General features: G+C 64.1%; 21 protein-coding genes and 1 tRNA gene. 18 read left to right on the top strand and 4 right to left on the bottom strand.

The window, feature by feature from the left end; translation table 11 throughout:
- Both AB1384_04380 and AB1384_04375 read right to left on the bottom strand, forming a co-directional pair.
- A partial coding sequence (locus AB1384_04380; protein ID MEW6553509.1) for a S8 family serine peptidase occupies nucleotides 1–1,727 on the bottom strand: 1,727 nt, incomplete at its 3' end.
- Between the two features lie 111 nt (nucleotides 1,728–1,838).
- Nucleotides 1,839–2,984, bottom strand: a complete 1,146-nt coding sequence (locus AB1384_04375) for a pyridoxal phosphate-dependent aminotransferase (protein ID MEW6553508.1) — start codon at nucleotides 2,982–2,984, stop codon at nucleotides 1,839–1,841.
- A gap of 104 nt (nucleotides 2,985–3,088) precedes the next feature.
- On the opposite strand from AB1384_04375, the gene AB1384_04370 reads away from it, so the two are divergent.
- A complete protein-coding gene (locus tag AB1384_04370; GenBank protein ID MEW6553507.1) occupies nucleotides 3,089–3,733 on the top strand; it encodes a hypothetical protein in 645 nt (214 codons plus the stop codon).
- A 70-nt stretch (nucleotides 3,734–3,803) separates the two neighbouring features.
- Here AB1384_04370 and AB1384_04365 read toward each other — a convergent pair whose 3' ends face one another.
- Nucleotides 3,804–4,502, bottom strand: coding sequence for a metal-dependent transcriptional regulator (locus AB1384_04365; GenBank protein MEW6553506.1), 699 nt, complete (start codon nucleotides 4,500–4,502; stop codon nucleotides 3,804–3,806).
- A 283-nt stretch (nucleotides 4,503–4,785) separates the two neighbouring features.
- Between AB1384_04365 and AB1384_04360 the strand changes: the two genes are divergently transcribed.
- From AB1384_04360 to AB1384_04295, 14 genes are all read left to right on the top strand, one after another.
- Nucleotides 4,786–6,918 (top strand): sodium-translocating pyrophosphatase, encoded by a 2,133-nt coding sequence (locus AB1384_04360; protein MEW6553505.1) that lies wholly within the window; start codon nucleotides 4,786–4,788, stop codon nucleotides 6,916–6,918.
- A gap of 489 nt (nucleotides 6,919–7,407) precedes the next feature.
- Nucleotides 7,408–9,453, top strand: coding sequence for a DNA topoisomerase I (locus tag AB1384_04355; GenBank protein MEW6553504.1), 2,046 nt, complete (start codon nucleotides 7,408–7,410; stop codon nucleotides 9,451–9,453).
- Between the two features lie 324 nt (nucleotides 9,454–9,777).
- Complete coding sequence (gene mdh, locus AB1384_04350; GenBank protein MEW6553503.1) at nucleotides 9,778–10,722, top strand: malate dehydrogenase; 945 nt, start codon at nucleotides 9,778–9,780, stop codon at nucleotides 10,720–10,722.
- Complete coding sequence (locus tag AB1384_04345; GenBank protein ID MEW6553502.1) at nucleotides 10,694–11,548, top strand: fumarate hydratase; 855 nt, start codon at nucleotides 10,694–10,696, stop codon at nucleotides 11,546–11,548. Before mdh ends, AB1384_04345 begins: the two co-directional genes overlap by 29 nt.
- Nucleotide 11,549: 1 nt before the next feature.
- Complete coding sequence (locus AB1384_04340; GenBank protein MEW6553501.1) at nucleotides 11,550–13,289, top strand: MFS transporter; 1,740 nt, start codon at nucleotides 11,550–11,552, stop codon at nucleotides 13,287–13,289.
- Complete coding sequence (locus tag AB1384_04335) at nucleotides 13,276–13,857, top strand: FumA C-terminus/TtdB family hydratase beta subunit (GenBank protein MEW6553500.1); 582 nt, start codon at nucleotides 13,276–13,278, stop codon at nucleotides 13,855–13,857. The genes AB1384_04340 and AB1384_04335 overlap by 14 nt, the downstream gene beginning before the upstream one ends.
- Nucleotides 13,858–14,006: 149 nt before the next feature.
- A complete protein-coding gene (gene tmk / locus AB1384_04330) occupies nucleotides 14,007–14,666 on the top strand; it encodes a dTMP kinase (GenBank protein MEW6553499.1) in 660 nt (219 codons plus the stop codon).
- Nucleotides 14,667–14,757: 91 nt separating this feature from the next.
- Complete coding sequence (holB, locus tag AB1384_04325) at nucleotides 14,758–15,906, top strand: DNA polymerase III subunit delta' (GenBank protein ID MEW6553498.1); 1,149 nt, start codon at nucleotides 14,758–14,760, stop codon at nucleotides 15,904–15,906.
- Between the two features lie 38 nt (nucleotides 15,907–15,944).
- Nucleotides 15,945–16,826: a stage 0 sporulation family protein gene (locus tag AB1384_04320; GenBank protein MEW6553497.1), complete on the top strand. Its 882-nt coding sequence runs from the start codon at nucleotides 15,945–15,947 to the stop codon at nucleotides 16,824–16,826.
- A gap of 130 nt (nucleotides 16,827–16,956) precedes the next feature.
- Nucleotides 16,957–17,559 carry a 2-oxoacid:acceptor oxidoreductase family protein gene (locus tag AB1384_04315; protein MEW6553496.1) on the top strand — a complete coding sequence of 201 codons (603 nt, stop codon included), beginning with the start codon at nucleotides 16,957–16,959 and terminating at the stop codon, nucleotides 17,557–17,559.
- Nucleotides 17,560–17,607: 48 nt separating this feature from the next.
- A complete protein-coding gene (locus AB1384_04310; GenBank protein MEW6553495.1) occupies nucleotides 17,608–17,901 on the top strand; it encodes a 4Fe-4S binding protein in 294 nt (97 codons plus the stop codon).
- Nucleotides 17,888–19,108 carry a transketolase C-terminal domain-containing protein gene (locus AB1384_04305; protein ID MEW6553494.1) on the top strand — a complete coding sequence of 407 codons (1,221 nt, stop codon included), beginning with the start codon at nucleotides 17,888–17,890 and terminating at the stop codon, nucleotides 19,106–19,108. Before AB1384_04310 ends, AB1384_04305 begins: the two co-directional genes overlap by 14 nt.
- Nucleotides 19,105–20,067, top strand: a complete 963-nt coding sequence (locus tag AB1384_04300; protein ID MEW6553493.1) for a thiamine pyrophosphate-dependent enzyme — start codon at nucleotides 19,105–19,107, stop codon at nucleotides 20,065–20,067. The genes AB1384_04305 and AB1384_04300 overlap by 4 nt, the downstream gene beginning before the upstream one ends.
- Nucleotides 20,068–20,175: 108 nt before the next feature.
- Nucleotides 20,176–20,251 (top strand) — tRNA-Thr (locus tag AB1384_04295).
- 54 nt (nucleotides 20,252–20,305) lie between these two features.
- Here AB1384_04295 and AB1384_04290 read toward each other — a convergent pair.
- Nucleotides 20,306–20,497: a hypothetical protein gene (locus tag AB1384_04290; protein ID MEW6553492.1), complete on the bottom strand. Its 192-nt coding sequence runs from the start codon at nucleotides 20,495–20,497 to the stop codon at nucleotides 20,306–20,308.
- 192 nt (nucleotides 20,498–20,689) lie between these two features.
- Here AB1384_04290 and AB1384_04285 point away from each other — a divergent pair, with 192 nt between their 5' ends.
- The 3 genes from AB1384_04285 (at nucleotide 20,690) to AB1384_04275 (ending at nucleotide 23,624) form a co-directional block, all read left to right on the top strand.
- A complete protein-coding gene (locus AB1384_04285; GenBank protein ID MEW6553491.1) occupies nucleotides 20,690–21,418 on the top strand; it encodes a class I SAM-dependent methyltransferase in 729 nt (242 codons plus the stop codon).
- Between the two features lie 80 nt (nucleotides 21,419–21,498).
- Complete coding sequence (locus AB1384_04280) at nucleotides 21,499–22,677, top strand: aldo/keto reductase (GenBank protein MEW6553490.1); 1,179 nt, start codon at nucleotides 21,499–21,501, stop codon at nucleotides 22,675–22,677.
- Nucleotides 22,674–23,624 carry a DUF3592 domain-containing protein gene (locus AB1384_04275; protein ID MEW6553489.1) on the top strand — a complete coding sequence of 317 codons (951 nt, stop codon included), beginning with the start codon at nucleotides 22,674–22,676 and terminating at the stop codon, nucleotides 23,622–23,624. Before AB1384_04280 ends, AB1384_04275 begins: the two co-directional genes overlap by 4 nt.
- The last annotated feature ends 19 nt before the right edge of the window (nucleotides 23,625–23,643 follow it).

The raw sequence follows: 23,643 nt of genomic DNA, 5'->3' as shown, positions 1-23,643 counted from the left end.
TCCCCCTGCCCGCTCCCCAGCATGTACTCCACCGTGACCTGAGCGCCCGCGTCGCCGGGGTTGGCCAGGGTGAGGTATTCCACGAAGCCGGCGCGGGTGGTCCCCTCGGCGAAATACCAGGAGGTGGACGGGTGACGCGTACCCATGGTCGCGTCGCCGCCCTGCCATTTGCCGTCGTAGTCGAAGTACATGGCGCGCTCGGCGAAGATGCGCTGCGGGCTGGTGACGGTGACCGCGAGGTCTTTGTCCGCTCCCGCCGCGGCGTTGACGTTGAGCGAGAAACGGCTCTTGCCGGGGACGGGATAGGAGACCTTGCTGGTGCCGCCGCCCGCCAGGAGGAAGGTGAACTCCACCTGGGCCTCGGCGGTGTCGGGATTGAGCACGCAGAGCCATTCGTCGAAACCGGCGCGCGTGGTCCCCTCGGCGAAATACCACGTGCTGCGGCTGAGTTCCGAAAGAGCGGCCGCGGCGTCCAGCCTGCCGTGCCCCGTGTACTGGTCCCACCCCGCGGTGCCCAGGTCGGCGCAGCTGGAGGTGATGATGCCGGAGGTCTCCGAAGGGGTCAGCTTGGGGTCCACGGAGAGCATGAGGGCGGCGGTCGCGGCCACCTGGGGCGCCGCCATGCTCGTCCCCTCGCCCCACACCAGGTCATATCCGGACTGGTAGTTGCCGGGGGTGCGGTAGGCTTCCTGGGGGATGCCGTCACCGTAGCCGTCCCCGTTGTCGTCTCGCGTGAGGTCGCCTCCGGGGGCGACCAGGTCCAGCCCGCTGCCGTAGTTCGAGTAATGGGCGCGCTCGTCGCGGTAGTCGGTGGCCCCCACCGCCAGGGCGTAGATGCCCTCGTCCGCCGGGCAGCCCATGCCCCCCGGGTAGCCGGGGTCGGAGCCCTCGTTGCCGGCCGCCGCCACGCAGAGGGCGCCGCGTCCGTACGCGTATCTGACGGCCTGCCCCACCGCGCTGCTGTGGACGGGGGCGGAGAGGCTGAGGTTGATGACCTTCGCCCCGTTGTCCGCGGCGTAATAGATGCCGGAGGCCACCGACGAGGCCGTGCCGACGCCATCTGTCCCCAGCACCCTCACGGGCATGATGGAGCAGTCATAGGCCATACCGGCGGCGCGGAAGGAGTTGTCGTAAGCGGAGGCGATGATGGACGCGACGTGGGTGCCGTGTCCGTACTCGTCGTCCGGGTAGGCGTCGCCGGCGATGAAGTCGTAGCCGGTGACGAAGCGCGCCGTTGCCAGGTCCGGGGCGCGGGTGAACGCGCCTGCGTAGCGGTAAGCCACTCCCGAGTCCACCACCGCCACCACCACGGACTCACGCCCTCCGCCGGCGAGGTCCCAGGCGGCCGGCATGTTTATCTTCTCCAGGTTCCACTGCAGGGGGTAGTCGGGGTCGTTCGGGGTCTCGGCTGCCTGGAAGGCGATGTCGGGCTCCGCCCAACTGATGCCCGTGATCCCTTGCAGCTGTGCGGAGTCGGTTCCCGGCGGCGCCTCCACCAGCAGCATCCCTCCCGGCAGCGCTTTTTCGAAACTGAAACCGTGGGAGCGTGAATGGAGCAGTGCCTCGCCCGTCCTGCCGCGCTCCGGCTTGAGGATAAAGGACTGGCCCGAGGCGTCCCCGGCGCCGCCTTCACCCGCGCCCACGGCGGGGATGACGCGGGCGGAGCACAGGAAGACCGCCGCGAGCAGGAGCGTAATGAGAATGGAGCCGATCTTCTTTAAGCGCATCCCGTCCGCCTCCCGGCCTCGATGCATCTCCCGTTCTTCATGATCCATCATAATATTATAGGTTCCCAGCGATAAACGTTTTGACTCCCAAACCCCAAGCGATGTTTCCGTTTATGGGGTCAGGTGGTGCTCGAGGCGGCGCATGCCCTCGGCGAGGTTATCTATGTGGTTGGCGTAGCTGAAGCGGATGTAACCCTCGCCGCCCTTCCCGAAGTCGATGCCGGGGGTAACGGCCACGTGGGCGCGCTCCAGCAGCTCCAGGGCGAAGGCGTAGGAGTCGTCCGTGAAGCGCCTGGCGTTGGCGAGGATGTAGAAGGCGCCGTGGGGCTCCACGGCAACGCCGAACCCCACCTCCCGCAACCGCGGCAGCAGGAAGCGCCTCCTCTCGTCGTAGGTGCGGACCATGGCCGCCACCTCCTCTCCAGCCTCGGTGAGGGCGGCGACGCCCCCCCACTGCACGAAGGAGTTGGCGGAGATGAACAGGTTCTGCTGCATCTTCTGGATGGGCCTCACGTACTCCTCGGGCGCGATGAGGTAGCCCAGCCTCCACCCGGTCATGGCGTAGAGCTTGGAGAAGCCGCCCAGGACGAAGGCGTGGTCGGTGAACTCGAGGACGGAGTGCTCGCGGCTCTCGTAGACCAGGCCGTGGTAGATCTCGTCGCTGACCACGTACAGGCCTCGCCGGGAGAGGGACGCGATCTCCCCCATGACCTCCGGCTCCAGCAGGTTGCCGGTGGGATTGGAGGGTGAGTTGATGATGATGGCCCGGGCGCGGGGGCCGAGGTTTTTCTCGATATCCCGCGGCCGGTACGAGAAACCGTCCTCCTCGAAGACGGGGACCTCCACCGGCCTGCCGTCCACGAACTCCACGATGTTGGGGTAGCAGGCATAACAGGGATCGGAGAGGATCACCTCGTCGCCGGGGTCCAGGAGGGCGGCGAAGAGCAGGAGCATGGCGGGGGAGCTGCCGCTGGTGACGATGATGCGGTCGGGGTCGACCTCCACGTTGTACTTCTCCAGATAGTGCCGCGAGATGGCCTCGCGCAGTTCGTGCAGTCCCAGGCTGTGGGTGTAGTGGGTCTCTCCCTCCAGCATGGCGCGGCAGGCCGCCTCCTTAACGCAGCGCGGCGTGTCGAAGTCGGGCTCTCCCACCTCCATGTGGATGACGTCGTGGCCCTCCCGCCCCATCTGGATGGCCTTCTCCAGCACCTCCATGACGATGAAGGGCGGGATGCGGTCTCCCCGTCTGGCGATCATGCGTTCCACCTCCGATATGGCAATATTATCAGAACAGGATATTATTGTTTGAGTGACAATTGGATGTGAGCTGCACCGCTCTTGGCATTCTGGAAGGAGACGCCATGGATTGGGACGCGCTGCGCGACCGTATAAAAGCCGACTTCGACGCGAAGAACGCCACGCGCGAACAGGTGCTCAAGGCCTGCCGCTCGCTGGTCCAGACCTCCAGCTACATAATCCGGGCCGTCCACCGGGGGGAGAAGGACGCGGCCCTGCAGCTCATAGAACAGGCATCGCAGCTCTCGGCCAGTATCGCCCATATGACCCGGGACCACCCGGAAGTGTACACGGCGGGTTTCGTCCACGACGCCCAGAAGGAATATGCCGAGGCCAGGGCCACCTACGCCCTCATCAACGGCGAGCCCCTGCCCGAGCCCGAGGAGTTGGGGGTGGAGTACCCCGCCTACCTCAACGGCCTGGGCGAGGTGGTGGGCGAACTGCGCCGCTCCATCCTCGACCTCATCCGCGAGGGGCACCTGGAGCGCGGCGACGAACTCCTCTCATACATGGACGACATCTACTACCTCATGGTCTCATTTGACTACCCGGACGCCATCACCGGGGGCCTGCGCCGCACCACCGATATGGCCCGCGCCATCATGGAGAGGACGCGCGGGGACCTCACAACCACCCTCAGGCAGAGCAAGCTCAAGGAGGCCATCTACGAGCTGGAGAGGAACATAAAGAAGAGCTCTGGCGAGAGCTGATGCCCGAACATACCCGTACGATACGCGTTCTCGTATATGGCAGTAAGATCCGCACGGCAAGTGATGGGGTTCAGGAAAGCTTCCTCACGTAGATGGCGTTTGCGAGGTGCCATCCGATGGTGCGCTTGTGTTTGCCCACCAACGCCGTGAGCGGTCCCTTGAACGGGTCCTTGGCCTCGACCCGGATCTTCACCCCGGGCTTGATGCCCATGGAGGCCATGAAGCGCAGCAGCTCGGGGTCGTCGTCCTTGACGCTGACCACTTCGGCCTGTTCTCCCGCATCCAGGGAGTAGAGGTTGACCTCCTCCACGCGGATATCGGAGACCTTGGTGGGGATGGGGTAGCCGTGGGGGCAGACCTTGGGCCGGTTCAGGGCGGAAAAGAGCCTCTGTTCCACCTCTTCCGAGATATCGCTCTCGAAGGTCAAGGCTTCCTCGTGGGCTTCGTGCCACTCGAAACCCAGCATGTCCGTCAGGAACCTCTCCACGATGCGGTGGCGGCGGATGGCCCTTACCGCCTGTTTTTCGCCCTCGGGGGTGAGGGTGATGCCGTGGTAGGGCACGTAATTGATCAGCCCCTGCCGGGAAAGGCGCTTGAGCATGTCGGTGACGGTGGAGGGGGCCACTTTCATGGATTCGGCGAGGGCCGAAGTAGTGACCGGGCTCTCCACCTGCTCCAGGCGGAAGACGTGCTTGAGGTACTCGCCGTACTGGTCCTTTGCCGGGGTGCCCCTGGGGGCCTTAGCCGTGGTTCCCTTTGGTGCTGCCATGATTCCTCCTGAAAGGGACTTGAAATTTTGGCTACTCCAAATTATAATTTCGCCGTTCCGAATTTTCAAGTATGTGGACCGCCTACCCTCGTAATGGAAAGAGAAGGGCGCGGGGGTGCGGTCTTGCGGCAAGGGAGGAGCGCATATAGAATCCTCTCATGTGCTTTGGGGAGCTGTACAGGTAAGTGGCAGCTTGTGAAGGGCGATAAGCCGCAGCGGCGAGGGGCGCTGTGGCTGGAATACAAGCATACCGGACCGGAGAGTTCAAGAAAGGAATGGTGATATGGAGAGCACCTGGCCCTATATCACGATGATCCTGGGGCTTGTGGGTCTGGGGTTCGCCGGCTTCTACGCCTGGTGGGTGCTGAAGCAGGACCCCGGCGACGAGAAGATGCAGGGGATATCCCGCCACGTGCAGGAAGGAGCGGCCACGTTCCTCAAGCGCGAGTATTCCACCGCCATCTGGTTCCTGCTGCTGGTGGCCGTGGCCATGTTCTTCTTCGTCAAGAGCGACGGCATGCCGGTGGGCCGCTACCAGGCGATTGCCTATCTTTTCGGCGTGGTCTGCTCCGGCAGCATCGGGGTCATCGGCATGTATGTTTCCACCCGCGCCAACTGCCGCACCACGCAGGCGGCGAAGCTGGGTATGGGTCCGGCACTGAGGCTGGCCTTCCGGGGCGGCTCGGTGACCGGCCTGGCCGTGGTGGGAATGGGGCTCTTCGGAGTCTCCCTCGTCTACCTGCTCATGACCGAATGGTGGGCACCCAACACCATCCTGCAGGTAATCCCGGACCTGGGGCGCAACTCCGTTCCTGACGTGGTGGCCGCCTTCGGCCTGGGAGCCTCGTCCATCGCCCTCTTCGCCAGGGTGGGCGGCGGTATCTTCACCAAGGCCGCCGACGTGGGAGCGGACCTGGTGGGCAAGGTGGAAGCGGGCATCCCCGAGGACGACCCCCGCAACCCCGCGGTCATCGCCGACAACGTGGGTGACAACGTGGGCGACGTGGCGGGCATGGGCGCCGACCTCTACGAGTCCTACGTGGGCTCCATCGTGGCCCCGGTGGCCCTGGGGGCCATCCTCTTCGCGGGCATCGCGCCGGGTCAGGAGTGGAAGGGCATGATCCTTCCCCTGGCCATCGCGGGGGTGGGCATAGTCTGTTCCATACTGGCCAGCTTCATCGTGCGCGCCAAGACCAGCGCGCATCCCGGCAGGGCCCTCTCCTTTGCTACCTACGGGTCGGCCATCCTCACCACCATCGCCACCTACTTCCTGGTGACCCTGTTCCTCAAGGACACCCCGGGTGTAATGCATCCCGTCGGCTTCTTCATCGGCATCGTTGCCGGGCTATTCGCGGGCATGCTCATCGGGCAGATATCGGAGATCTACACTTCCGACGCGTTCCCCATCGTCAAGAACATCGCCAAATCAAGCGAGACGGGAGCGGCTACCAACATCCTCTCCGGGATCGGAGCCGGTATGGAGTCGACTACCGGCGCCATCATCCTGCTGGTAGGAGCCATCGCCGCCGCATTTCTGGCGGGACGCTGGGCCATGGGCGGGGCGGGAGCCGCGGAGGGCGTGACCGGGGGCATCTACGGCATCGCGCTGGCTGCCATCGGCATGCTCTCAACCACCGGCACGGTGGTGGCGGTGGACGCTTACGGCCCCATCGCCGATAACGCGGGCGGCATCGCCGAGATGAGCAAGCAGCCCAAGGAGGTGCGCGAGGTAACCGACAGCCTGGACTCCGCGGGCAACACCACCGCGGCCATCGCCAAGGGGTTCGCCATCGCCTCGGCGGGGGTCACCGCCCTCGCGCTCTTCCGGGCCTTCACCGACGCCGCCAAGGTACCCTCCATCGACCTCTCCCATTACCAGACCATCATCGGCCTCTTCCTGGGAGCCGCATTCCCCTTCCTCTTCGCTGCCCTGGCCATCAGCGCGGTGGGGAAGGCCGCCAACCAGATGGTGGAGGAGGTACGCCGCCAGTTCCGCGAGATACCCGGCTTGCTGGAGGGCAAGGAGGGCGCAGAGGCGGAATACTCCAAATGCGTGGATATATCCACCAAGGCGGCATTGCGCTACATGGTCGTGCCCGCGAGCATCGCCGTCGCGAGCCCTATCGTCATCGGGTTGTGGAACGCCGAGGCCCTGGCCGGTTACCTGGCGGGAGCGCTGGTGGTCGGTTTTCTCATGGCCATCTACATGGCCAACGCCGGCGGCGCCTGGGACAACGCCAAGAAGTTCATAGAGGCGGGCAACCTGGGCGGCAAGGGTACCCCGACCCACGCCGCGGCGGTGGTGGGGGACACGGTGGGAGACCCCTTCAAGGACACCGCGGGGCCGTGCATGAACATCATGATCAAGGTGATGACGGTCATCTCACTGGTGTTCGCGCCCATATTCATCAAGTGACACAGGATAGACCACAAAGGCAAGAGTGAGGCCGGTCAAGCCGGCCTCACTTCTGTTTAAGGGGTCAGGTCTTGGATTTTGGAAACTCCGGTATGTTGCGCCCGAATAATATGCTTCCAGCTGCAAGGACGCAACTACGCAAAATCCAAAAAACAAGGCCTGAACCCATGCTGGCGGCCCACGCCCCACGGGAAAAGACGGAGCGGGACGGGGAGACCGGCAAGTTACAGCACGGGGCGCGGGTGGAAGATAATGGGATGTGGGTGCATGCATGCGGAGCAGTAGTGGGAGGCGCGTGTCGCTGGCGCGCCTGCGATGAAAGGCGTTGCGCAAGGAGGTTGCTTGACGGCTTTTGTCTAAATATGTTACGTCTATTTGCCGAATGAACGCCTAGGCATTGGGTCCATAGACGTATGCGCTGCACAGAGAGTGCCGTTGGAATGCGATCATATATATGGATCGGTATGCCAGGAACGGGGATGAGGTGGCATGAAGCTGATCATTACCGAGAAGAACACGACCGCCAAGCGCATATCCACCATCCTTTCGGATGGCAAGGCACACGCGACGGCAAAGACGCGCAACCCGGTCTATTCTTTCGAGATGAACGGGGAAGAGGTGCGCTGCATCGGGCTGAAAGGCCACATCCTCAAGGTGGACTTCCCGCCGCAATACCAGCAATGGCAGGACGTGGAACCCAAGGAGCTCATCCACGCCGACATCATCAAGATACCCACCAACAAGGCGCTCATCAAGACCTTCCAGACCGAGGCGAGGAAGGCCGACGAGGTGATCATCGCCACCGACTTCGACCGCGAGGGTGAACTCATCGGAGTCGACGCCATCAACAAGATCAGGGAAGTGAACCCCGATGTGCCCGTGAAGAGGGCACGCTTCTCGGCCTTGACGCCGGTGGAGATAAAGAGGGTCTTCGCGAGCCTGGAGGACCCCTATTACGACCTGGCTTCGGCGGGTGAGGCACGCCAGGATATCGACCTGATCTGGGGAGCCAGCCTCACCAGGTTCATCAGCCTGGCCTCCACCCGTCTCGGCAAGCATTTCCTGTCGGTGGGACGGGTGCAGAGCCCCACCCTGGCCCTCATCGTGGACAAGGAGAAGGAGCGCAAGGCGTTCGTGTCCACCCCCTTCTGGACCTTGAAGATCGCTTGTGTCAAGGACGGCGAGACCTTCCAGGCCACCCACGCCAGGGAGCGCTTCGAAAAAGAGGAGGAGGCGGAACATGCGCGCTCGCGGCTCGAGGACACCGCCCGCATAAGGGAGGTCAAGACCACCGAACGCAGCATCAAGCCCCCCATACCCTTCAACACCACCGGCCTTCTCACCGCCGCCGCCTCGCTGGGCTTCACCGCGGCCAAGGCCATGAACATCGCCGAGAACCTCTACATGAACGGCTATATCAGCTACCCCCGCGTGGACAACACCGTCTATCCTCCATCGCTGGACCTGCGCGGCATCCTCAAGGAACTATCCGCCAACGCGGAGTTCGCGCCGCTGTGCGCCTCGCTGCTCGCGCGAGAGAAGCTCACGCCCACGCGCGGCAAGAAGCAGACCACCGACCACCCCCCCATCCACCCCACGGCGGCGGCCACCCGCGCCAAGATTTCCCAGCCGGAGTGGAAGATATACGAACTGGTGGTGCGCCGCTTCATGGCCACCCTGGCCACTGAGGCGTTGGTCCTCTCCGTCCGCGCCGACCTGGATTGCGGGCCGGAACCCTTCGTTGCACGCGGCAGCCGCACGGCGGAGGAGGGGTGGTACCGCTACTATCCCTACGGGCGCAAGAAAGAGGCTATGCTGCCGAGCCTGGAGGCGGGAGATGTGGTCAGCGTGGACGATAACGATCTCAAGCAGGGGGAGACCCAACCCCCGGCCCGCTACAACCAAGGCAAGCTCATAGAGAAGATGGAGGAACTGGGGCTGGGCACCAAGTCGACCCGGCACTCCATCATCGAGGGCCTCTACGAGAGGGGCTACATCTACGGCGACCCCATCACCCCCACCGAGACCGGCATAGCGGTGACCGAGGCACTGCGCAAGTACGCGGGGGTGATCTCGTCCCCTGACATGACCGCGGCCCTGGAGCGGGACATGGACGCCATCGCCGAGGGCGCCGAGACCCAGGCGGAGGTGGTGGACAAGTCACGGGACATGCTGTCCGAGGTCATGCACATGCTGGAGAACAGCAGGGAAGAGGTGGCCACCGAGATCCGCAACGGCATCAAGGAGGACCGCATCCTGGGGACCTGCCCGCGATGCGGGTCCAACCTGCGCATCGTCAAAGCCAAGAAGAGCAAGAAGAGGTTCGTCGGGTGCAGCGGGTATCCCGAGTGCACAACCACCTACCCGCTGCCGCAGACGGGTACCATCATGCCCACGGGTGAGGTGTGCTCCGATTGCGGCTCCCCCAAGGTGAGGGTGGTCAACAAAGGCCGCCGCCCTTGGATCTTCTGCCTCGACCCCGAGTGTCCCACCAAGAAAGAGAGCAAGGCCAAGGCCCAGGCAAGCTCCGAATAGAACGGTATGGGGCCAGGTCTTGTTTTTCTGGATACTCCGGCATGTCCCCTGTTGGCACAGGCCGTCTTAAGGTATGGGGGCAATACCCGACCCTAATCCAGCGTTGGCCTGGTGGATAGGATCTGCAATACAGTTCTGGGACCAACGGGCCTGTCGATAGTCTTGCGTGTTGGCGACTGGGGCCAGTATAAATGCTGGCCCCAGCGTGACGCATCGCTGGCCGCTTCAGCTGGATAGAGAGCGCGGACAGAGGCATTTTATTTGCGTGCGTAGAAGTGGTTATAGGACAATAGCAAGGGCATGCAGGCAATAAGAGGAGTATCCGTGGCCAAGGTAACCATCATCGGCGCTGGACAGGTGGGGTCCACTACCGCCATGCGCCTTGCCGAGCAGGGCTTGTGCGACGTGGCGCTGATCGATATAGATGGCGGACTCGCGCAGGGAAAAGCACTGGATATATCCCAAGCCCTGCCACTCACCTCCTCCGGGGCCAGGGTAACGGGGGGCAGCGACTACGCGGCGGCGGCGGGCAGCGATATCGCGGTGGTCACGGCAGGTTTCGCCCGTAAGCCCGGCATGTCCCGTTCGGACCTCATGGGGCGGAACGCGGCCGTGGTCAGGGGTGTGGTCGATTCCCTCATGGAGGTGGCGCCGGACTGCACGCTCGTCATGGTCACCAACCCCCTGGACGAGATGACCCACTTGGCGTGGAGGGTGACCGGGTGGGACCGCCACCGGATCATGGGCATGGCGGGGTTGCTGGACGGTTCGCGCCTGGCCTGTTTTGCCGCCGCCGAGCTGGACGTCCCCCCCGGCCGGGTGCAACCGGTGGTACTGGGCAGCCACGGCGATGCCATGCTGCCCCTGTCCCGCTATACCACCGTTGCGGGGGTCCCGCTCAGCGAACTGCTGCCCCCTGGCCGCCTGCGAGAGCTGGAGGCGAGGACCAGGGACGGGGGAGCGGAGATCGTGTCGCTGCTCAATACCGGCAGTGCCTATTACGCCCCGTCGGCTTGCGTGGCGCGCATGGTGCGGGCCGTCCTCGAGGACGAGGACTACCAGGTCGCGGCAAGCGTGCGGCTGCAGGGGGAATACGGCCTGCAGGAGGTCTTCCTGGGGGTCCCGGTGGTCCTGGGGGCGGGAGGCTGGAAGGGCGTGGTGGAGCTGGAGCTCCTGGCGGCGGAGCGCGAAGCGCTGCTGGAGAGCGCCGGTATGATCAGGAAGAGGCTGGAGGAGCTGGATGCGTGGCTCGAGGGTAATAGCCCCTGAAGAGATAGCCGCGGCTGTGGAGGAGCTGGCCATGCGGGCCAGCATCGACCTTCCCCGGGACGTGGAGGACGCGCTGCGCCTGGCAGCGGAGGCGGAATCCGTTCCCCTGGCGCGACATGCCCTGGGCATGCTGATGGAGAACGCGCGTATAGCGCGGGCCGAGGGCATGCCCTTGTGCCAGGACACCGGCATGTTCCACCTCTTCATCGCCCTGGGCGAGGGGACCGCGCTGCCCGACGGCTTCGCCGCGGCGGCGGATGAAGGCCTGCGCGCGGCTACGGCGAGGATACCCTTGAGGTCATCCCTGGTGGACCGGCCCCTGCACGCGCGCGCGGACCGCGGTGACAATACCCCGGTGGTGGTGCACGTGAGCGGGGACGGTCCGGCTGGCAAGGCCCGGCTAACCCTTCTGGTCAAGGGGGGCGGGAGCGAGAACGTCACCCGCCTCTACATGCTCCTGCCCGGGGAGGGCGAAGAGGGCGTGCGGAAGGCCGTTCTGGATACCGTGCTGCAGAAGGCCGCCAACGCCTGCCCGCCCGTCATCGTGGGGGTGGGCGTGGGTCGAGACGCCTCCGGGGCCCTGGAGATGGCGCTGACGAGCCTGCTCCGCCCCTTGGGCAGCCGCCATCCCCGGCACGAGCTGGCGGCGCTCGAAGATGAGCTGCTGCGGGCGGTCAACGCGACGGGCATCGGGGCGGCCGGCCTGGGGGGTGACATCACCGCGCTGGACGTCCACGTCGAGGAGGCCCCGGCCCATATCGCCAGCCTGCCCGTGGGCATCGTCCTCTGCTGCCACTCGCTGCGGCGCGGAACCATCGAGGTCTGATATGGAAAACGGGAACAGAAACGCTGACAGCGAGTGCAGGGTCAGGGAGAAGGACATCCAGCGCTTCCGGCGCACCGACGAAGACCTGCAGATAAGGCCGGCAGCCTATCTCGACCTCCTGCGGAACCGCGATTTCCTGCGCCTGTGGGCGGGGCAGATGGTCTCGGCCATCGGGGACTGGGTCATCGTGGCCGTCCTCTTCGCCTTCGTGGACCAGATATCGGGGGGCAAGAGCTACGCCATCAGCCTGATGATGCTGGCCAAGTTCCTCCCCGCCGTGTTGCTGGGGTTTCTGGCCGGCATCATCATAGACAGGCTGGACCGCAAGCGCACCCTGATCATGTGCGACCTGAGCCGGGCCGGGCTGGTGCTCCTGCTGCCGTTCGCCACCAACCTCCTGGCCATCTGTATCCTGGTCTTCGTCATCGAGACCTTCTCCATCATCTACGGGCCGGCAAAGGACGCGAGCATCCCCGACCTGGTGGAGCAGGAACAGCTGACCAACGCCAACTCCCTGAACATGCTGACCCTCTACGCCTCCATGGCCTTCGGCACCGCCATCGCGACCTCGCTCATCGGCCTCTTCGACTGGCTGGGCAGGGTGAACCCGAGCTTCTTCGGACGCATAGGTTCAAGCAAGGCCGCCTTCGTGGTGGACTCCCTCACCTTCGTCATCTCCGCCTGGCTCATCTTCCACATCAACTTCAAACGCCGCCCCAAGGAGGAGAGGGTACGCATGTCGGCGGGCCAGGTGAAACAGGACTTCAGGGAGGGTTTCGATTACCTGCGCCACAACCCGCTGACCCGCATCATCCTCATCCTGACCCTCACCTGCTTCCTGGGCGGAGGCACCATCTACGTGCTCACCGTGGGCTTCGTCAAGTACGTCCTGGGCGGCAGCAGCGCCTCCTTCATGTCCATCCTGACCACGCTCCTCTTCGGGATGATGGGCGGCTCTATCCTGGCTGGCCTGCTCAAGGACCGCATCCACAAAGAAAGGATCCTTGGCCTCGCCATCACCGGCTTCGGTATCGGCGTAGTCATCTTCTCCGTCCTCACCGTATCCTGGCTCTCCTATATCATCGTCTTTATGGGGGGCACCTGCATGGGGTATGCCATCGTGGGCATGGTCACCCTCCTGCACGAGACCCTGGCGGAGGAGTACCGCGGACGCGCCTTTGCGACCATCCAGGTGATCATGCGCGCCTCCATCTTCCTCTCCATCATGCTCGCGGGCCCCCTGGCCGACCTCATAACCGGGCTGGGCCGCAAACTGGGGCTGGACCCCATCTCCCTGGGCATCATCAGGATAGGAGGGTCCTTCGAGGGCAATATCGACGGCACTGTAGCGGATTTCAGGTACCTGCTCAACGGACCGCAGATCATCCTCTTCATCGGGGGGATCATCATCCTCTGCGCCGGTCTCTATGGTCACCGCGCCTTCCACCACTATTTCGGATGGCATATCCACGACAAGATAATCCAGAGGAGACCGCGGGTGGCGGGCGAGACGGCCTGGCAGCCCGGGGAGGAACCCTGTGAAGAGGAGCAGGCCAGCGGAGGCATGGCGCGGGCCGCGGCGGCCGTGGAGGAGGAGATGGCCTACCTGGGGGAGGCAGAGCAAGCCCTGGAGAAGGAACTCGCCGGCAAGCGTACCGGACCGTCCATCCCGCGGGAAGGCGGAGAGGCGGTGGAGACCATGGAAGATACGGCGGAAGGGGAAGACGATGACGGCCGCTGAGGGACGGGAGATCGCGGGGACCAGGCTGACGCTCCCCATGGCGCCGCAGACGCGGGGCGGGTTGCGGGCCGGTGACCACCTGCTGCTCAGCGGCGGCATGCTCACCGCTCGGGACCAGGCCCACCGCCGCCTGGCGGCGGCCCTGGAGGCGGGCGGACCTTTGCCGGTCGACCTGCGCGACCAAGTCGTCTATTACGCGGGGCCGAGCCCAGCCGCCCAAGGGAAGCCGGCCGGACCGGTCGGGCCGACCACCTCGGCGCGCATGGACCCCTATACTCCGCGCCTGGCGGCAGCGGGTGTAGCGGCTTTCATCGGCAAGGGGCCGCGCTCCCGGGAGGTAAGAAACGTACTGCGGGAACGCGGTTGCCTCTACCTGGTGGCGGTGGGAGGCGCGGCAGCCCTGCTGGGGTCCCGGGTCCGCAGCATGCGGACAGTCGCCTACGCGGACCTCGGGCCCGAGGCCATCTGGGAGCTGGAGGTCGAGGACTTCCCGGTCGTGGTGGCCTATGACCTCGCGGGCGGGGACATCTTCTCGCACCTCGAGACGGCACCCGGCACCGGTTTGTAAACATGTCTCGCCGCGCCCCGTTCACCCCTCCGGCGCCGCAGCGGGATGGCGGGCGCATCCCCACCGGTCCCCGAGCCTGACCCCGGGGTTGGCATAGTGTAATATAGTAATGCTCTATAGCTCTTGACGGACCGAGGAAAGAGGAAGGGATGGCAGACCACAACAACCATACAAAGGGAGGCAAAAGCAGAAGCATCTTCATCAGCTTCGAGGGCGTTGAGGGTTCCGGAAAGACCACCCAGGTCAATATGCTCCACGCTCACCTGCTGCGCATGAACAGGGAAGTCCTATCCACACACGAACCCGGGGGCACGCGCATCGGAGAAGACATAAGGCGCATCATCCTCGATCCTGCCTTCCAGGAGATGCACCCCATGACCGAGACCATCCTCTATGCCGCCGATCGTGCCCAGCACTATTACGAGGTCATCAAGCCCGCCCTGGACGCGGGCAAGGTCGTCATCTGCGACCGTTTCATCGATTCGACGCTGGCTTACCAGGGAGTGGCGCGCAGGGTCGGCATGGAGGGGGTGCAGAACCTCAACGAGTGGATTACAAACGACCTCTACCCGGACATGACCTTCCTGCTGGAAATACCGTACCGCCTGGGCCTCAAGAGGATCCAGGCCAGAAAGGCGGAACTCGACCGCATCGAGAGCGAGGGGCAGGCATTCCACGAGCAGGTGCAGGAGGCGTACAAAACCCTGGCCAAGTTCTTTCCCAACCGCATCAAGGTGCTGAACGGGGCCGACAAACCGGAGAACATACATCACCTGGTGATGCAGGAAGTAAACCAGTTACTGAGTTGACCGTCCCCGTTGCCGTGCGCGGGCACTTGGCCGCGGCCGATCCCATCACCACGACCCAACCCGTGGGACCGCTTTCGAGGTTGCCGGAAGGGTGATCGAAACGAGCGAGATAGACTGCAAGGGTTGGCATGAGATCTACGGACAGGACCGGGCCGTGGGTTTTCTCCGGGAGACCCTGCGGCGCGGCGAGATGCCACACGCCCTCGTCTTTGCCGGTCCCCGGGGAGTGGGGAAGCGCAGCACCGCGCTGCTGTGCGCGGCGGCCCTGTTATGCCCCGCGGGAGAGCCGGACGCCTGCCCTTCCTGCCACAAGGTGGCGAGGGGGGTGCACCCCGATCTCCACCTGGTGGAGGCCGAGGGCAACCAAATCCTCATCGACCAGGTGCGTGGCCTGGAGGCGGAGCTGAACATCAAGGCCAAGGAATCGGTGCGCAAGGTGGCCATCATCGACGAGGCCGAGAGCATGAACCTGGAGGCCGCCAACGCTTTTCTAAAGACCCTCGAGGAACCACCCGGGGACACCTTCATCATCCTGGTGGTCGAGAGCAGGGAGGCCTTGCTGGAGACGGTGGCATCGCGCTGCCACGAGGTCCGTTTCTCGGCCCTGGGCAAGCGGGATATCGAGGCGTTTCTGATGGAGAGAGAGGGTTTGCCTGCCGCTGAAGCGGAGAGGCTGGCCCGCCTCAGCGGTGGCATCTTCGGACGCGCTCTGCTGTGGGCACGCCACCCGGACCTGGCCGTGAGCTGGACCCGGGGCATCGAACTGGCCGCTTCCCTGCGCCGTTCCTCGCTTCTCTCCCTGCTCGAGAGGGCGGCGGAGGAGCGCGAAAGGCTCGAGGCCTCGTCCGCACATGGCGAAGAAGGCGACCTCGGGGCCTACATCAAGGCCATGGACAAGCGCGGCGGCGAACAGCTGCGTAAGCGCTGGGAGAAGAGGGAGAAGCGGGAGACTTTGAAGTTACGCCGACAGGCCGCCCTTGACCTCTTCGATGGCATGAGCTCCTTTTACCGGGATATAATGCTCTTGAACCTCACGGAGGAACAGGGAAAGGACGCCGCTAAAGCCCCCCTGCTGAACCGGGAATGGGAAGAAGAGCTGGCGAGGGAAGCCCTTCACCTGGGAACCGGGGAGGCCATGCGGCGCCTGGAGGCGCTGCATACGGCGAGAAAGGCCCTGGAGGCCAGCGTAGACATCGGGCTGCTGCTAGACAGCCTGGTACTTGAGCTGAAGGATTACTGAAACGGTGCTGCCGCGCAGGCGGCATGGGAGGAATGGAGATGGCCCTGGTAGTCGGAGTGAGCATGAGGAGGGGGAGCAAGGTCGGGTATTTCGACCCCGACCGGCTGCTGCTGCGAATGGGAGACGAGGTCATCATCCCCACTTCCAGGGGAGTGGAGTTCGGGGTTGTGACCGCGCCGCCGCGGGAGATACCCGAAGGCAGCGTACAGACAGAGCTTAAGAAGGTGGTGCGTCGGGCCACCGACCGCGACCGCCAGCAGCGCGAACGCAACGAGATCAGGCGAGACCGGGCGTTCCGGAAATGCCAGGAGCTCATCGTCAAGCACAAGCTGCCCATGAAGCTCATCGACATCGACTACGTCTTCGACGGAAGCTCCATCACCTTCTACTTCACCTCAGAGGGCAGGGTGGACTTCCGGGCCCTGGTGCGGGACCTGGCCTCCGCCCTGAAGACGCGCATCGAGTTGCGCCAGATCGGGGTGCGCGACGAGGCCAAGATGATAGGCGGATTGGGGCCGTGCGGCCGTCCGTTGTGCTGCGCGTCGTTCCTGGATGAGTTCTACCCCATATCCATCCGCATGGCCAAGGAGCAGCACCTGCCACTCAACCCCGCCAAGATCTCCGGGGTATGCGGGCGCCTCATGTGCTGCCTCCGTTACGAGCAGGACTCTTACCGCCGCTTTATGATGTGGGTGCCCGCGGTGGGCGAGAAGGTGGAGACGGAGCGCGGCCCGGCCAGGGTGACCGCGCACGACATGATGAGCGAGAAGGTCACGCTGGAGCTGGAGGACGGAGAGAAGTTCACCCTGCCGGCCGCCTATTTCGGCCCCGAGCCAGCGGAGGTCGAGATCCCGGTGGAGGAGGCCGAGGACGAGATCGTGGAAGACAGCGACATGGAACTGGGCGACGGACTGGATTGAGAAACGCGGCCGCGGTCTTGTGCGACTGACCACATCTCATCGACATCGTCCCTGCTAGTATGCTATATATTGTTACTGTTCCGTATGTGCAGGCCCCGGTAGCCCACAAAGGAAATAGGTCAGGAAAAATATGGTAGAAGTAAGATTTCACAGCCTGGGAGGACAGGGCGCCGTCACCCTCATCAACATGCTGGCCCAGGCGGGAGACCTGGTGGGGAGGAAAGTGCAGGCCTTCCCTTTTTTCGGCGCGGAGCGCCGCGGCGCCCCGGTGATGTGCTTTCTGCGCATGGACGACAAGCCCATCGACCTGCGCAGCCAGATATACCGGCCGGATTTCCTGGTGGTGATGAGCCCCTCCGTGCTGGACGCGGCCATCGCCGAAGGCACCAAGGATAGCACGGTCCTCCTGGTCAACATGAAGGAGGAGGAGGCGAAGCAGCGCCTGGCGGGCATCCCGTTCGCCTCATACGCGGTGGACGGCACCTCCATAGCCATAGAGCTGGGCATGGAGGTGGAGGGCCTGCCGGTGACCAACATCGCCTTTCTGGGGGCGGTTTCCTTCGTCACCGAGCTGGTCCCGCTGGAGGCGGTTACCGAGGTCATCCGGGAGAACACCCCGCCGGCGAGGATGGAGGCGAGCATGGAGGCTGCCCGGCGCGGTTTCACCTCGGTGGTGGAGATAAAGAAAGCCAGGACGGCGGCACGGCGGGAGAAGCGGAGCGCGGCGTCGTAGCTGCCGCGGCCGCATGCCCGGCGCAGGTCATGGGAGGGCGAGAGGGAAATGCCGAAGCGAAAGAAGAAAGAGATCGAGGAGGAGATAGGTTTCGTGACCACCCTTTCGGTGCCCTCGGAGGGAAGCGTGGGCCTGACCGGGAGCTGGCGCATCTTTATCCCCGTCCTCGACGAGGGCAGGTGCAACAAGTGCCTGCTGTGCTGGATATACTGTCCGGAGGCCTGCATCACCAAGGACATCGTGATCAACTACGACTACTGCAAGGGCTGCGGCATCTGCGCGGAGGAGTGCCCGAGCAAGGCCATAGCCATGCGGAAAGAGGAGAAGAATGAGACTGGTTGATACCGGCAACCATGTCGCCGCCTGGGGAGCGCGCCTGGCGCGCGTGGAGGTGGTCTCCGCCTACCCCATCACCCCCCAGACCCAGGTGATCGAGGAGATATCGCGTTTCATCGACGAGGGCGAGATGGACTGCGAGTACATCCCGGTGGAGAGCGAGCACAGCGCCATGGCCGCCATGATCGGCTCCGCGGCCATGGGGGTGCGGTCGTTCTCGGCGACGAGCGCCCACGGCCTGGCCTACATGCACGAGCTGCTGCACTGGGCGGCTGGCATCCGCCTGCCCATGGTAATGGTCAACGTCAACCGCGCCCTGGGCCCGGGCTGGAACATCTGGTGCGACCACCAGGACACGCTGGCGGCGCGGGACACGGGATGGATACAGCTCTACTGCGCCTCCCACCAGGAGGTGCTGGACACGGTCATCCAGGCCTTCCGCATCTCCGAGGACCTCAAGGTCATCCTGCCGGTGATGGTCTGCTACGACGCCATCTTCATCAGCCACAGCTACATGCAGGTGGAAGTGCCGGACCAGGACAAAGTGGACAGGTTCCTGCCGCCCTTCCGCTCGCTGTGGAAGCTGGACCTGGACTACCCGCTGACCCACGGCTCGGTCATTTACCCCGACGACTACGAGGAGGTGCGCTTCTCCATGTTCAAGGGACTGGACAACGCGCGCAAGGTGATCGAGCGGGCGGCGGAGGAGTACCGTGATATCGTGGGCGATTTCCACGGCGGCATGGTAGAGACATACCGCACCGAGGACGCCGACTGCGCCCTGGTGGCCATGGGCAGCATGGCCTCGGAGTGCAAGATGGCCGTAGAGGAGCTACGGGATAAAGGTTACCGCTGCGGGCTGGTGCGGGTGCGCTCGTACCGCCCCTTCCCCATCGCGGAACTGCGCGAGCTCCTGTCACCCATGAGGTCGGTGATGGTCATTGACCGCAGCGTGTCCTTCGGGCTGGAGGGGGCCCTGTTCTCGGAGGTGAAGGCGGCCATCTACGGCCACGGCGATGCCACCGTTTATAACCTCATCACCGGCCTGGGAGGTCGCGACGTGAGGTACGACCTCATCGCGGAGAAGACCGCGGACGCGCTGGAGGGCAAGCTGGCGCCGGAGAGCAGCTGGCCCAGCCTGCGCTTGAACGAGCACCACCTGGTAAGCAAGCGCGGCCTGGAGGGGTACTGGAAGAAGGAGGGAGTGTTGTGAGGCTGCGCGACTTCCCCGAGGAGGAACTCTTCCTGCAGGGCAGCGCCGCCTGCCAGGGCTGCCCCGGCAGCGCCGCTTTGCGTGTGGCTTTCAAGGCCCTGGGGCGCGAGACCATCCTCTGCGTCATCGCCTCCTGCACCTCGGTGCTGCAGAGCCCCTTCCCTGTCTCGGCGCTCAACCTTCCCACCTTGAACATGGCCTTCGCCACGGGCGGGGCCACCGCCTCCGGCCTCAGCGCGGCCGCCGACCGCTTGGTGGCCAGCGGAGCGTTCAAGGAGAAACCCACCATCCTGGTGTGGGCGGGGGACGGCGGCACCTACGACATCGGCATCCAGGCCCTCTCGGGGGCGGCGGAGCGCAACACCGACTTCATCTACGTCTGCTACAACAACGAGGCATACTCCAACACCGGCACGCAGCGCAGCGGCGCTACACCCTACGCCGCCTGGACCACCAATACCACCAAGGGCAAGGACGAATGGCGCAAGGACATCGCCCAGATCATGGTGGCCCACGGCGTGCCCTACGTAGCCACCGCCTCCCTGGCCTACCCGACCGACATGTATCGCAAGTTCGCCAAGGCCAAGGAGATAAAGGGCACGCGTTACATAGAGATCCAGGCGCCCTGCCCGCCGGGATGGAAGTTCCCGTCCAGCCACACCATCAAGGTGGCCCGCCTGGCGGTGCAGAGCGGGATGTGGATGCTCTACGAGCACGAGGGCGGCAAGACCGCCTACACCGCCGGCACGCAGCGCATCATCCAGGGGCAGTCCAAGCTGCTCCCGGTGGAGGAGTACCTGCAGGCCCAGGGGCGCTTCCGCCACCTCTTCTCGCCCGAGAAGGACGAGATGAGGATCGCGGAGATCCAGGGGCGCATCAGCCACATCTTCGATACCCTGCAGTTCACCCACAAGATGAAGGAACACATCATGGATATCGAGCTGGCCCCACCCCGCTAGGACCCCCAAAGTATCAGGTCACTCCACAGAAGATATAGCGGTTCAAATTCGAATACGGCCTCCCGCCCGAAGCCCACCCGCGATATAATCTATGGTTGTTGAAACGGTGCCGACGTAGCTCAGCAGGTAGAGCAGCTCACTCGTAATGAGCAGGTCAGCGGTTCGAGTCCGCTCGTCGGCTCCATCTATTTCCCGATGGTTCAGAGCCGCAGTGCCGCGACGGCGTTGCTCCCCAGGGTCATCTCCTTGTCCTCGGGGGTGATCTCAGGCCCGCCTCGTCCATATCCGCGATGAGCCGCTCGACGTCGCTCCGTATGATGTTGCCCAGGTCCGCGAGGCCGAGTGACTCCTGCACCGACTCGATGACCTTGAGCATGTCTTTCTCTATCCATTCCTCCATCCACATATGGCAATGTGTATCGATGATCATGATGGGCCCCCTTTCAAACGACAGCCGGCAGCGAACATGTTGATATTCATATATACCCGATAGTCGGCCATCCATACCCTTTAATTCCGGGGAACGATTATACTTGGTATAGCCCGATAGGTGTCCCGCAAGGCTGGGAGCACGCGGAAGGCAGCCGCTGCCTTAGATAGGACCTTTGATCGGGGAGTGATCGTGGTAACGGTAGTTTCATCCCGGAAAACGGTCAAGAGAAATATCCCCAGAAAGATAGCTGCCTCGAAGCTGATCTGGGATCGCGCGATCGGGCCCGGATACAATAAACGCGTATTGAGGATTGGGAAGGGTTTCTACGGCGTTTTCCTCGATATGGTCGTGTGGGGTCACGATGTGCCTCCGGCGGCGAGGATCCTCGATATAGGGTCTGGACCGGGGCTGGTGACGCTGCTGCTGGCCGAGAGATACCCGCAGGCGCAGGTGGTCGGGGTCGACTTCTCCCCGCGACAGGTTAGGGCCGCAAACCGACTGCTGTCCCGGGAAGCCATCGGCAACTGCAGCTTCGAGGTCGGAAACGCCGTCGACCTGTCCTTGGATGATGGTTCATTTGATGTTGTGGTCAGCACCTTTTCCATAAGTTGCTGGCCGGACATTCGCAAAGGACTGGAAGAGATACTCCGGGTGCTCGCAGAGGATGGAAAGGCGTTCATCGTTGATGCTGACAGCAGCTCTACGCAGGAAGAGATTCGAAAGTTCACGACCTCATATGCAGAGGCCGGTCCGTACAGGCGATCGCAGGAATGGCTCACGAGGAAGTACGTCTTCGGCCCCGCGGTGGCCATAGACGGCGGCACGGCGGAGGCGCTGGCCACCTCCGCCGGCTTCGGCCGCGTTGTGGTGGAGAAGGGACCCGGCTTTCCCTTCTTCCGCCTCGTTCTTTACAAGTGACGGCTGAATAGGTGGCAGGACAGGGTGGGACCTATCCGAACCGAGTGTAGGATGATGCGGAAACGGAGGGTTATAAGAAGATGCTGTACAGGAAGTTCGGGAACGACGGCTGGGAGGCCTCGATCCTGGGTGTGGGCTGCATGCGCCTGCCGACCAGCGACGGCATCCCCATCAGCGTGAACATCGTCGAGGACGAGGCCATAGCGATGATCCGCCGCGCCATCGACGAGGGCGTCAACTACCTCGATACCGCCTACACCTATCACGAGGGCCGCAGCGAGGTGGTGCTGGGCATGGCGCTGCGGGACGGCTACCGCGACCGGGTCCGCATCGCCACCAAGTCCCCGGTGTGGATGGTGGAGAAGGCCGACGACTTCGACCGCTTCCTCGATGAGCAGCTGGAGCGGCTGCAGGCGGGCCCCATCGACTACTACCTCTTTCATGGCCTGAGCAGGAAGAGGTGGGACACCCTGCTCGAGCAGGGCCTGCTGCGCCAGGCGGAGGCCGCCGTCGCGGACGGCAGGATAAAGAACATAGGGTTCTCTTTCCACGACGCCTATGGCGCCTTCCAGGAGATAATCGACGGCTACGACGGCTGGTCCATGTGCCAGGTCCAGTACAACTACATGGACACGGAGAACCAGGCGGGCACCAGAGGCCTCGTATACGCCGCTGCGCGCGGTATCCCGGTGGTGGTGATGGAGCCGCTGCTGGGGGGGAACCTGGCTCGCCCTCCCCGGGACGTCCAGGCCATCTTCGACGCCCACGCCGAAAAACGCACCCCCGCGGGATGGGCGCTGCAGTGGATCTGGGACCAGCCGGAGGTGACGGTGGTGCTGAGCGGCATGCGGAACATGCGGGAACTGGAGGAGAACATGCTCGCGGCGAACGCATCGCTCGAGCGCGCCCTCGAGGAGGAGGACCGCCGCCTCATCGCGCGGGTGCGCGAGACCTTCGAGGCCAAGGCGGCCATCCCCTGCACCGGGTGCGGCTACTGCATGCCGTGCCCGCAGGGCGTAGACATCCCGGCCAACTTCGGCCTCTACAACAACGGTATCATCTACGACGACCTCCTGGTCTCGCGCTTCCGCTACTTCCGCTTCTTCGAGGATGCCGATAAGGCCAGCGCCTGCACGGCGTGCGGGGAGTGCGAGGAGAAATGCCCCCAGGGCATCGCGGTGAGCGAGTTCATGCCCGAGGTTCACGCGGTGCTGGGAGAGGGAAAACCTTACCCGGACAAGGAGGGGACCCTATCATGAAGGTGACCAGGATGTTCTATCTCATGGTGGCCGCTTCGCTCATCATCGGCGTCGTCGTCATGTTCGCGGTCGATCTGGCGATGGGCGCGCTGATCACCGTCATCGACCTCGCCGCCATGGGCTTCGTCTACCTCTTCTTCTTCAGGACCCTCATGAAGAACGAGCGCCTGGCGGAGACGGGCGTGCCCGCCCGCGCCAGGGTGGTGGCGGCCAGGTACACCGGCACCGTCGTCAACGACGTATATAAACAGTACGATTTCACCCTCGAAATCCTCCCGGAGGAAGGAGAACCCTACGAGGCCAGGACCAGGGGCCTGGTGCCCATAGAGGACGTGCACCTCTTTGATCCCGGAAGGATCATCTCCGTGATGGTGAACCCGGACAACCCGACCGATGTCGCGATAGGTGACGGTGGCGGCGAGCTTGGAAACCTGGCCACCACCACGCCCCTGGAGGAGCAGAGGAAGCAGATCGAGGCGATGCTGGAGCGGAACGAGAAGAAGCGAGAAGAGATACACGCCAAAGGCCTGGAGGCCGAGGCGGTCATCCTCAAGGCCTTCGAGCTGGGTATAAACGTGAACGGCCCCAACCCGGCCATGCAGTTCCTGCTGGAGGTGAAGCCCGAGGGTAAGGAGGCCTTCCAGGCCGAGACCATGGGCGTGATCGACGAGGCCGCGGTGGGTAAGTACCAGGCAGGCAAGACCATCACCGTCAAATACGATCCGGACGACCTTACGCGGGTGGCCCTCTTCCACTCCGGGGGAAAAGGTGAGGCCCCCGCACCGGCGGTTGAGGTCACGTTGCCGGCGGTCGGGATCGTGGAAACCCCGGTAGCGGAAGGCGAGACGGAGCCGCCCGCGGAGGACGGGGAGGAAGGCCCCGCTGCGGAAGGGGAAAACCCACCGCCGGCGGAGAGCGAGGCGGAAAGCCAGGAGAAAGAAGGTTAGAATCCTCCGCTGGCCTGGG

The organism is Actinomycetota bacterium (genome assembly GCA_040757835.1).
Lineage (GTDB): Bacteria > Actinomycetota > Geothermincolia > Geothermincolales > RBG-13-55-18 > SURF-21.
The sequence above is the reverse complement of the archived record's forward strand: the minus strand, read 5'-3'. Positions and strand labels throughout refer to the sequence as shown.

Excerpts from the sequence above, each read along its gene's own strand:
- AB1384_04375 (MEW6553508.1), bottom strand. The coding sequence starts at position 2,984 with ATGATCGCCAGACGGGGAGACCGCATCCCGCCCTTCATCGTCATGGAG.
- AB1384_04370 (MEW6553507.1), top strand. The coding sequence starts at position 3,089 with ATGGATTGGGACGCGCTGCGCGACCGTATAAAAGCCGACTTCGACGCG.
- AB1384_04365 (MEW6553506.1), bottom strand. The coding sequence starts at position 4,502 with ATGGCAGCACCAAAGGGAACCACGGCTAAGGCCCCCAGGGGCACCCCG.
- AB1384_04360 (MEW6553505.1), top strand. The coding sequence starts at position 4,786 with ATGGAGAGCACCTGGCCCTATATCACGATGATCCTGGGGCTTGTGGGT.
- AB1384_04355 (MEW6553504.1), top strand. The coding sequence starts at position 7,408 with ATGAAGCTGATCATTACCGAGAAGAACACGACCGCCAAGCGCATATCC.
- AB1384_04345 (MEW6553502.1), top strand. The coding sequence starts at position 10,694 with ATGCGTGGCTCGAGGGTAATAGCCCCTGAAGAGATAGCCGCGGCTGTG.
- AB1384_04340 (MEW6553501.1), top strand. The coding sequence starts at position 11,550 with ATGGAAAACGGGAACAGAAACGCTGACAGCGAGTGCAGGGTCAGGGAG.
- AB1384_04335 (MEW6553500.1), top strand. The coding sequence starts at position 13,276 with ATGACGGCCGCTGAGGGACGGGAGATCGCGGGGACCAGGCTGACGCTC.
- tmk (MEW6553499.1), top strand. The coding sequence starts at position 14,007 with ATGGCAGACCACAACAACCATACAAAGGGAGGCAAAAGCAGAAGCATC.
- AB1384_04320 (MEW6553497.1), top strand. The coding sequence starts at position 15,945 with ATGGCCCTGGTAGTCGGAGTGAGCATGAGGAGGGGGAGCAAGGTCGGG.
- AB1384_04315 (MEW6553496.1), top strand. The coding sequence starts at position 16,957 with ATGGTAGAAGTAAGATTTCACAGCCTGGGAGGACAGGGCGCCGTCACC.
- AB1384_04310 (MEW6553495.1), top strand. The coding sequence starts at position 17,608 with ATGCCGAAGCGAAAGAAGAAAGAGATCGAGGAGGAGATAGGTTTCGTG.
- AB1384_04305 (MEW6553494.1), top strand. The coding sequence starts at position 17,888 with ATGAGACTGGTTGATACCGGCAACCATGTCGCCGCCTGGGGAGCGCGC.
- AB1384_04290 (MEW6553492.1), bottom strand. The coding sequence starts at position 20,497 with ATGATCATCGATACACATTGCCATATGTGGATGGAGGAATGGATAGAG.
- AB1384_04280 (MEW6553490.1), top strand. The coding sequence starts at position 21,499 with ATGCTGTACAGGAAGTTCGGGAACGACGGCTGGGAGGCCTCGATCCTG.
- AB1384_04275 (MEW6553489.1), top strand. The coding sequence starts at position 22,674 with ATGAAGGTGACCAGGATGTTCTATCTCATGGTGGCCGCTTCGCTCATC.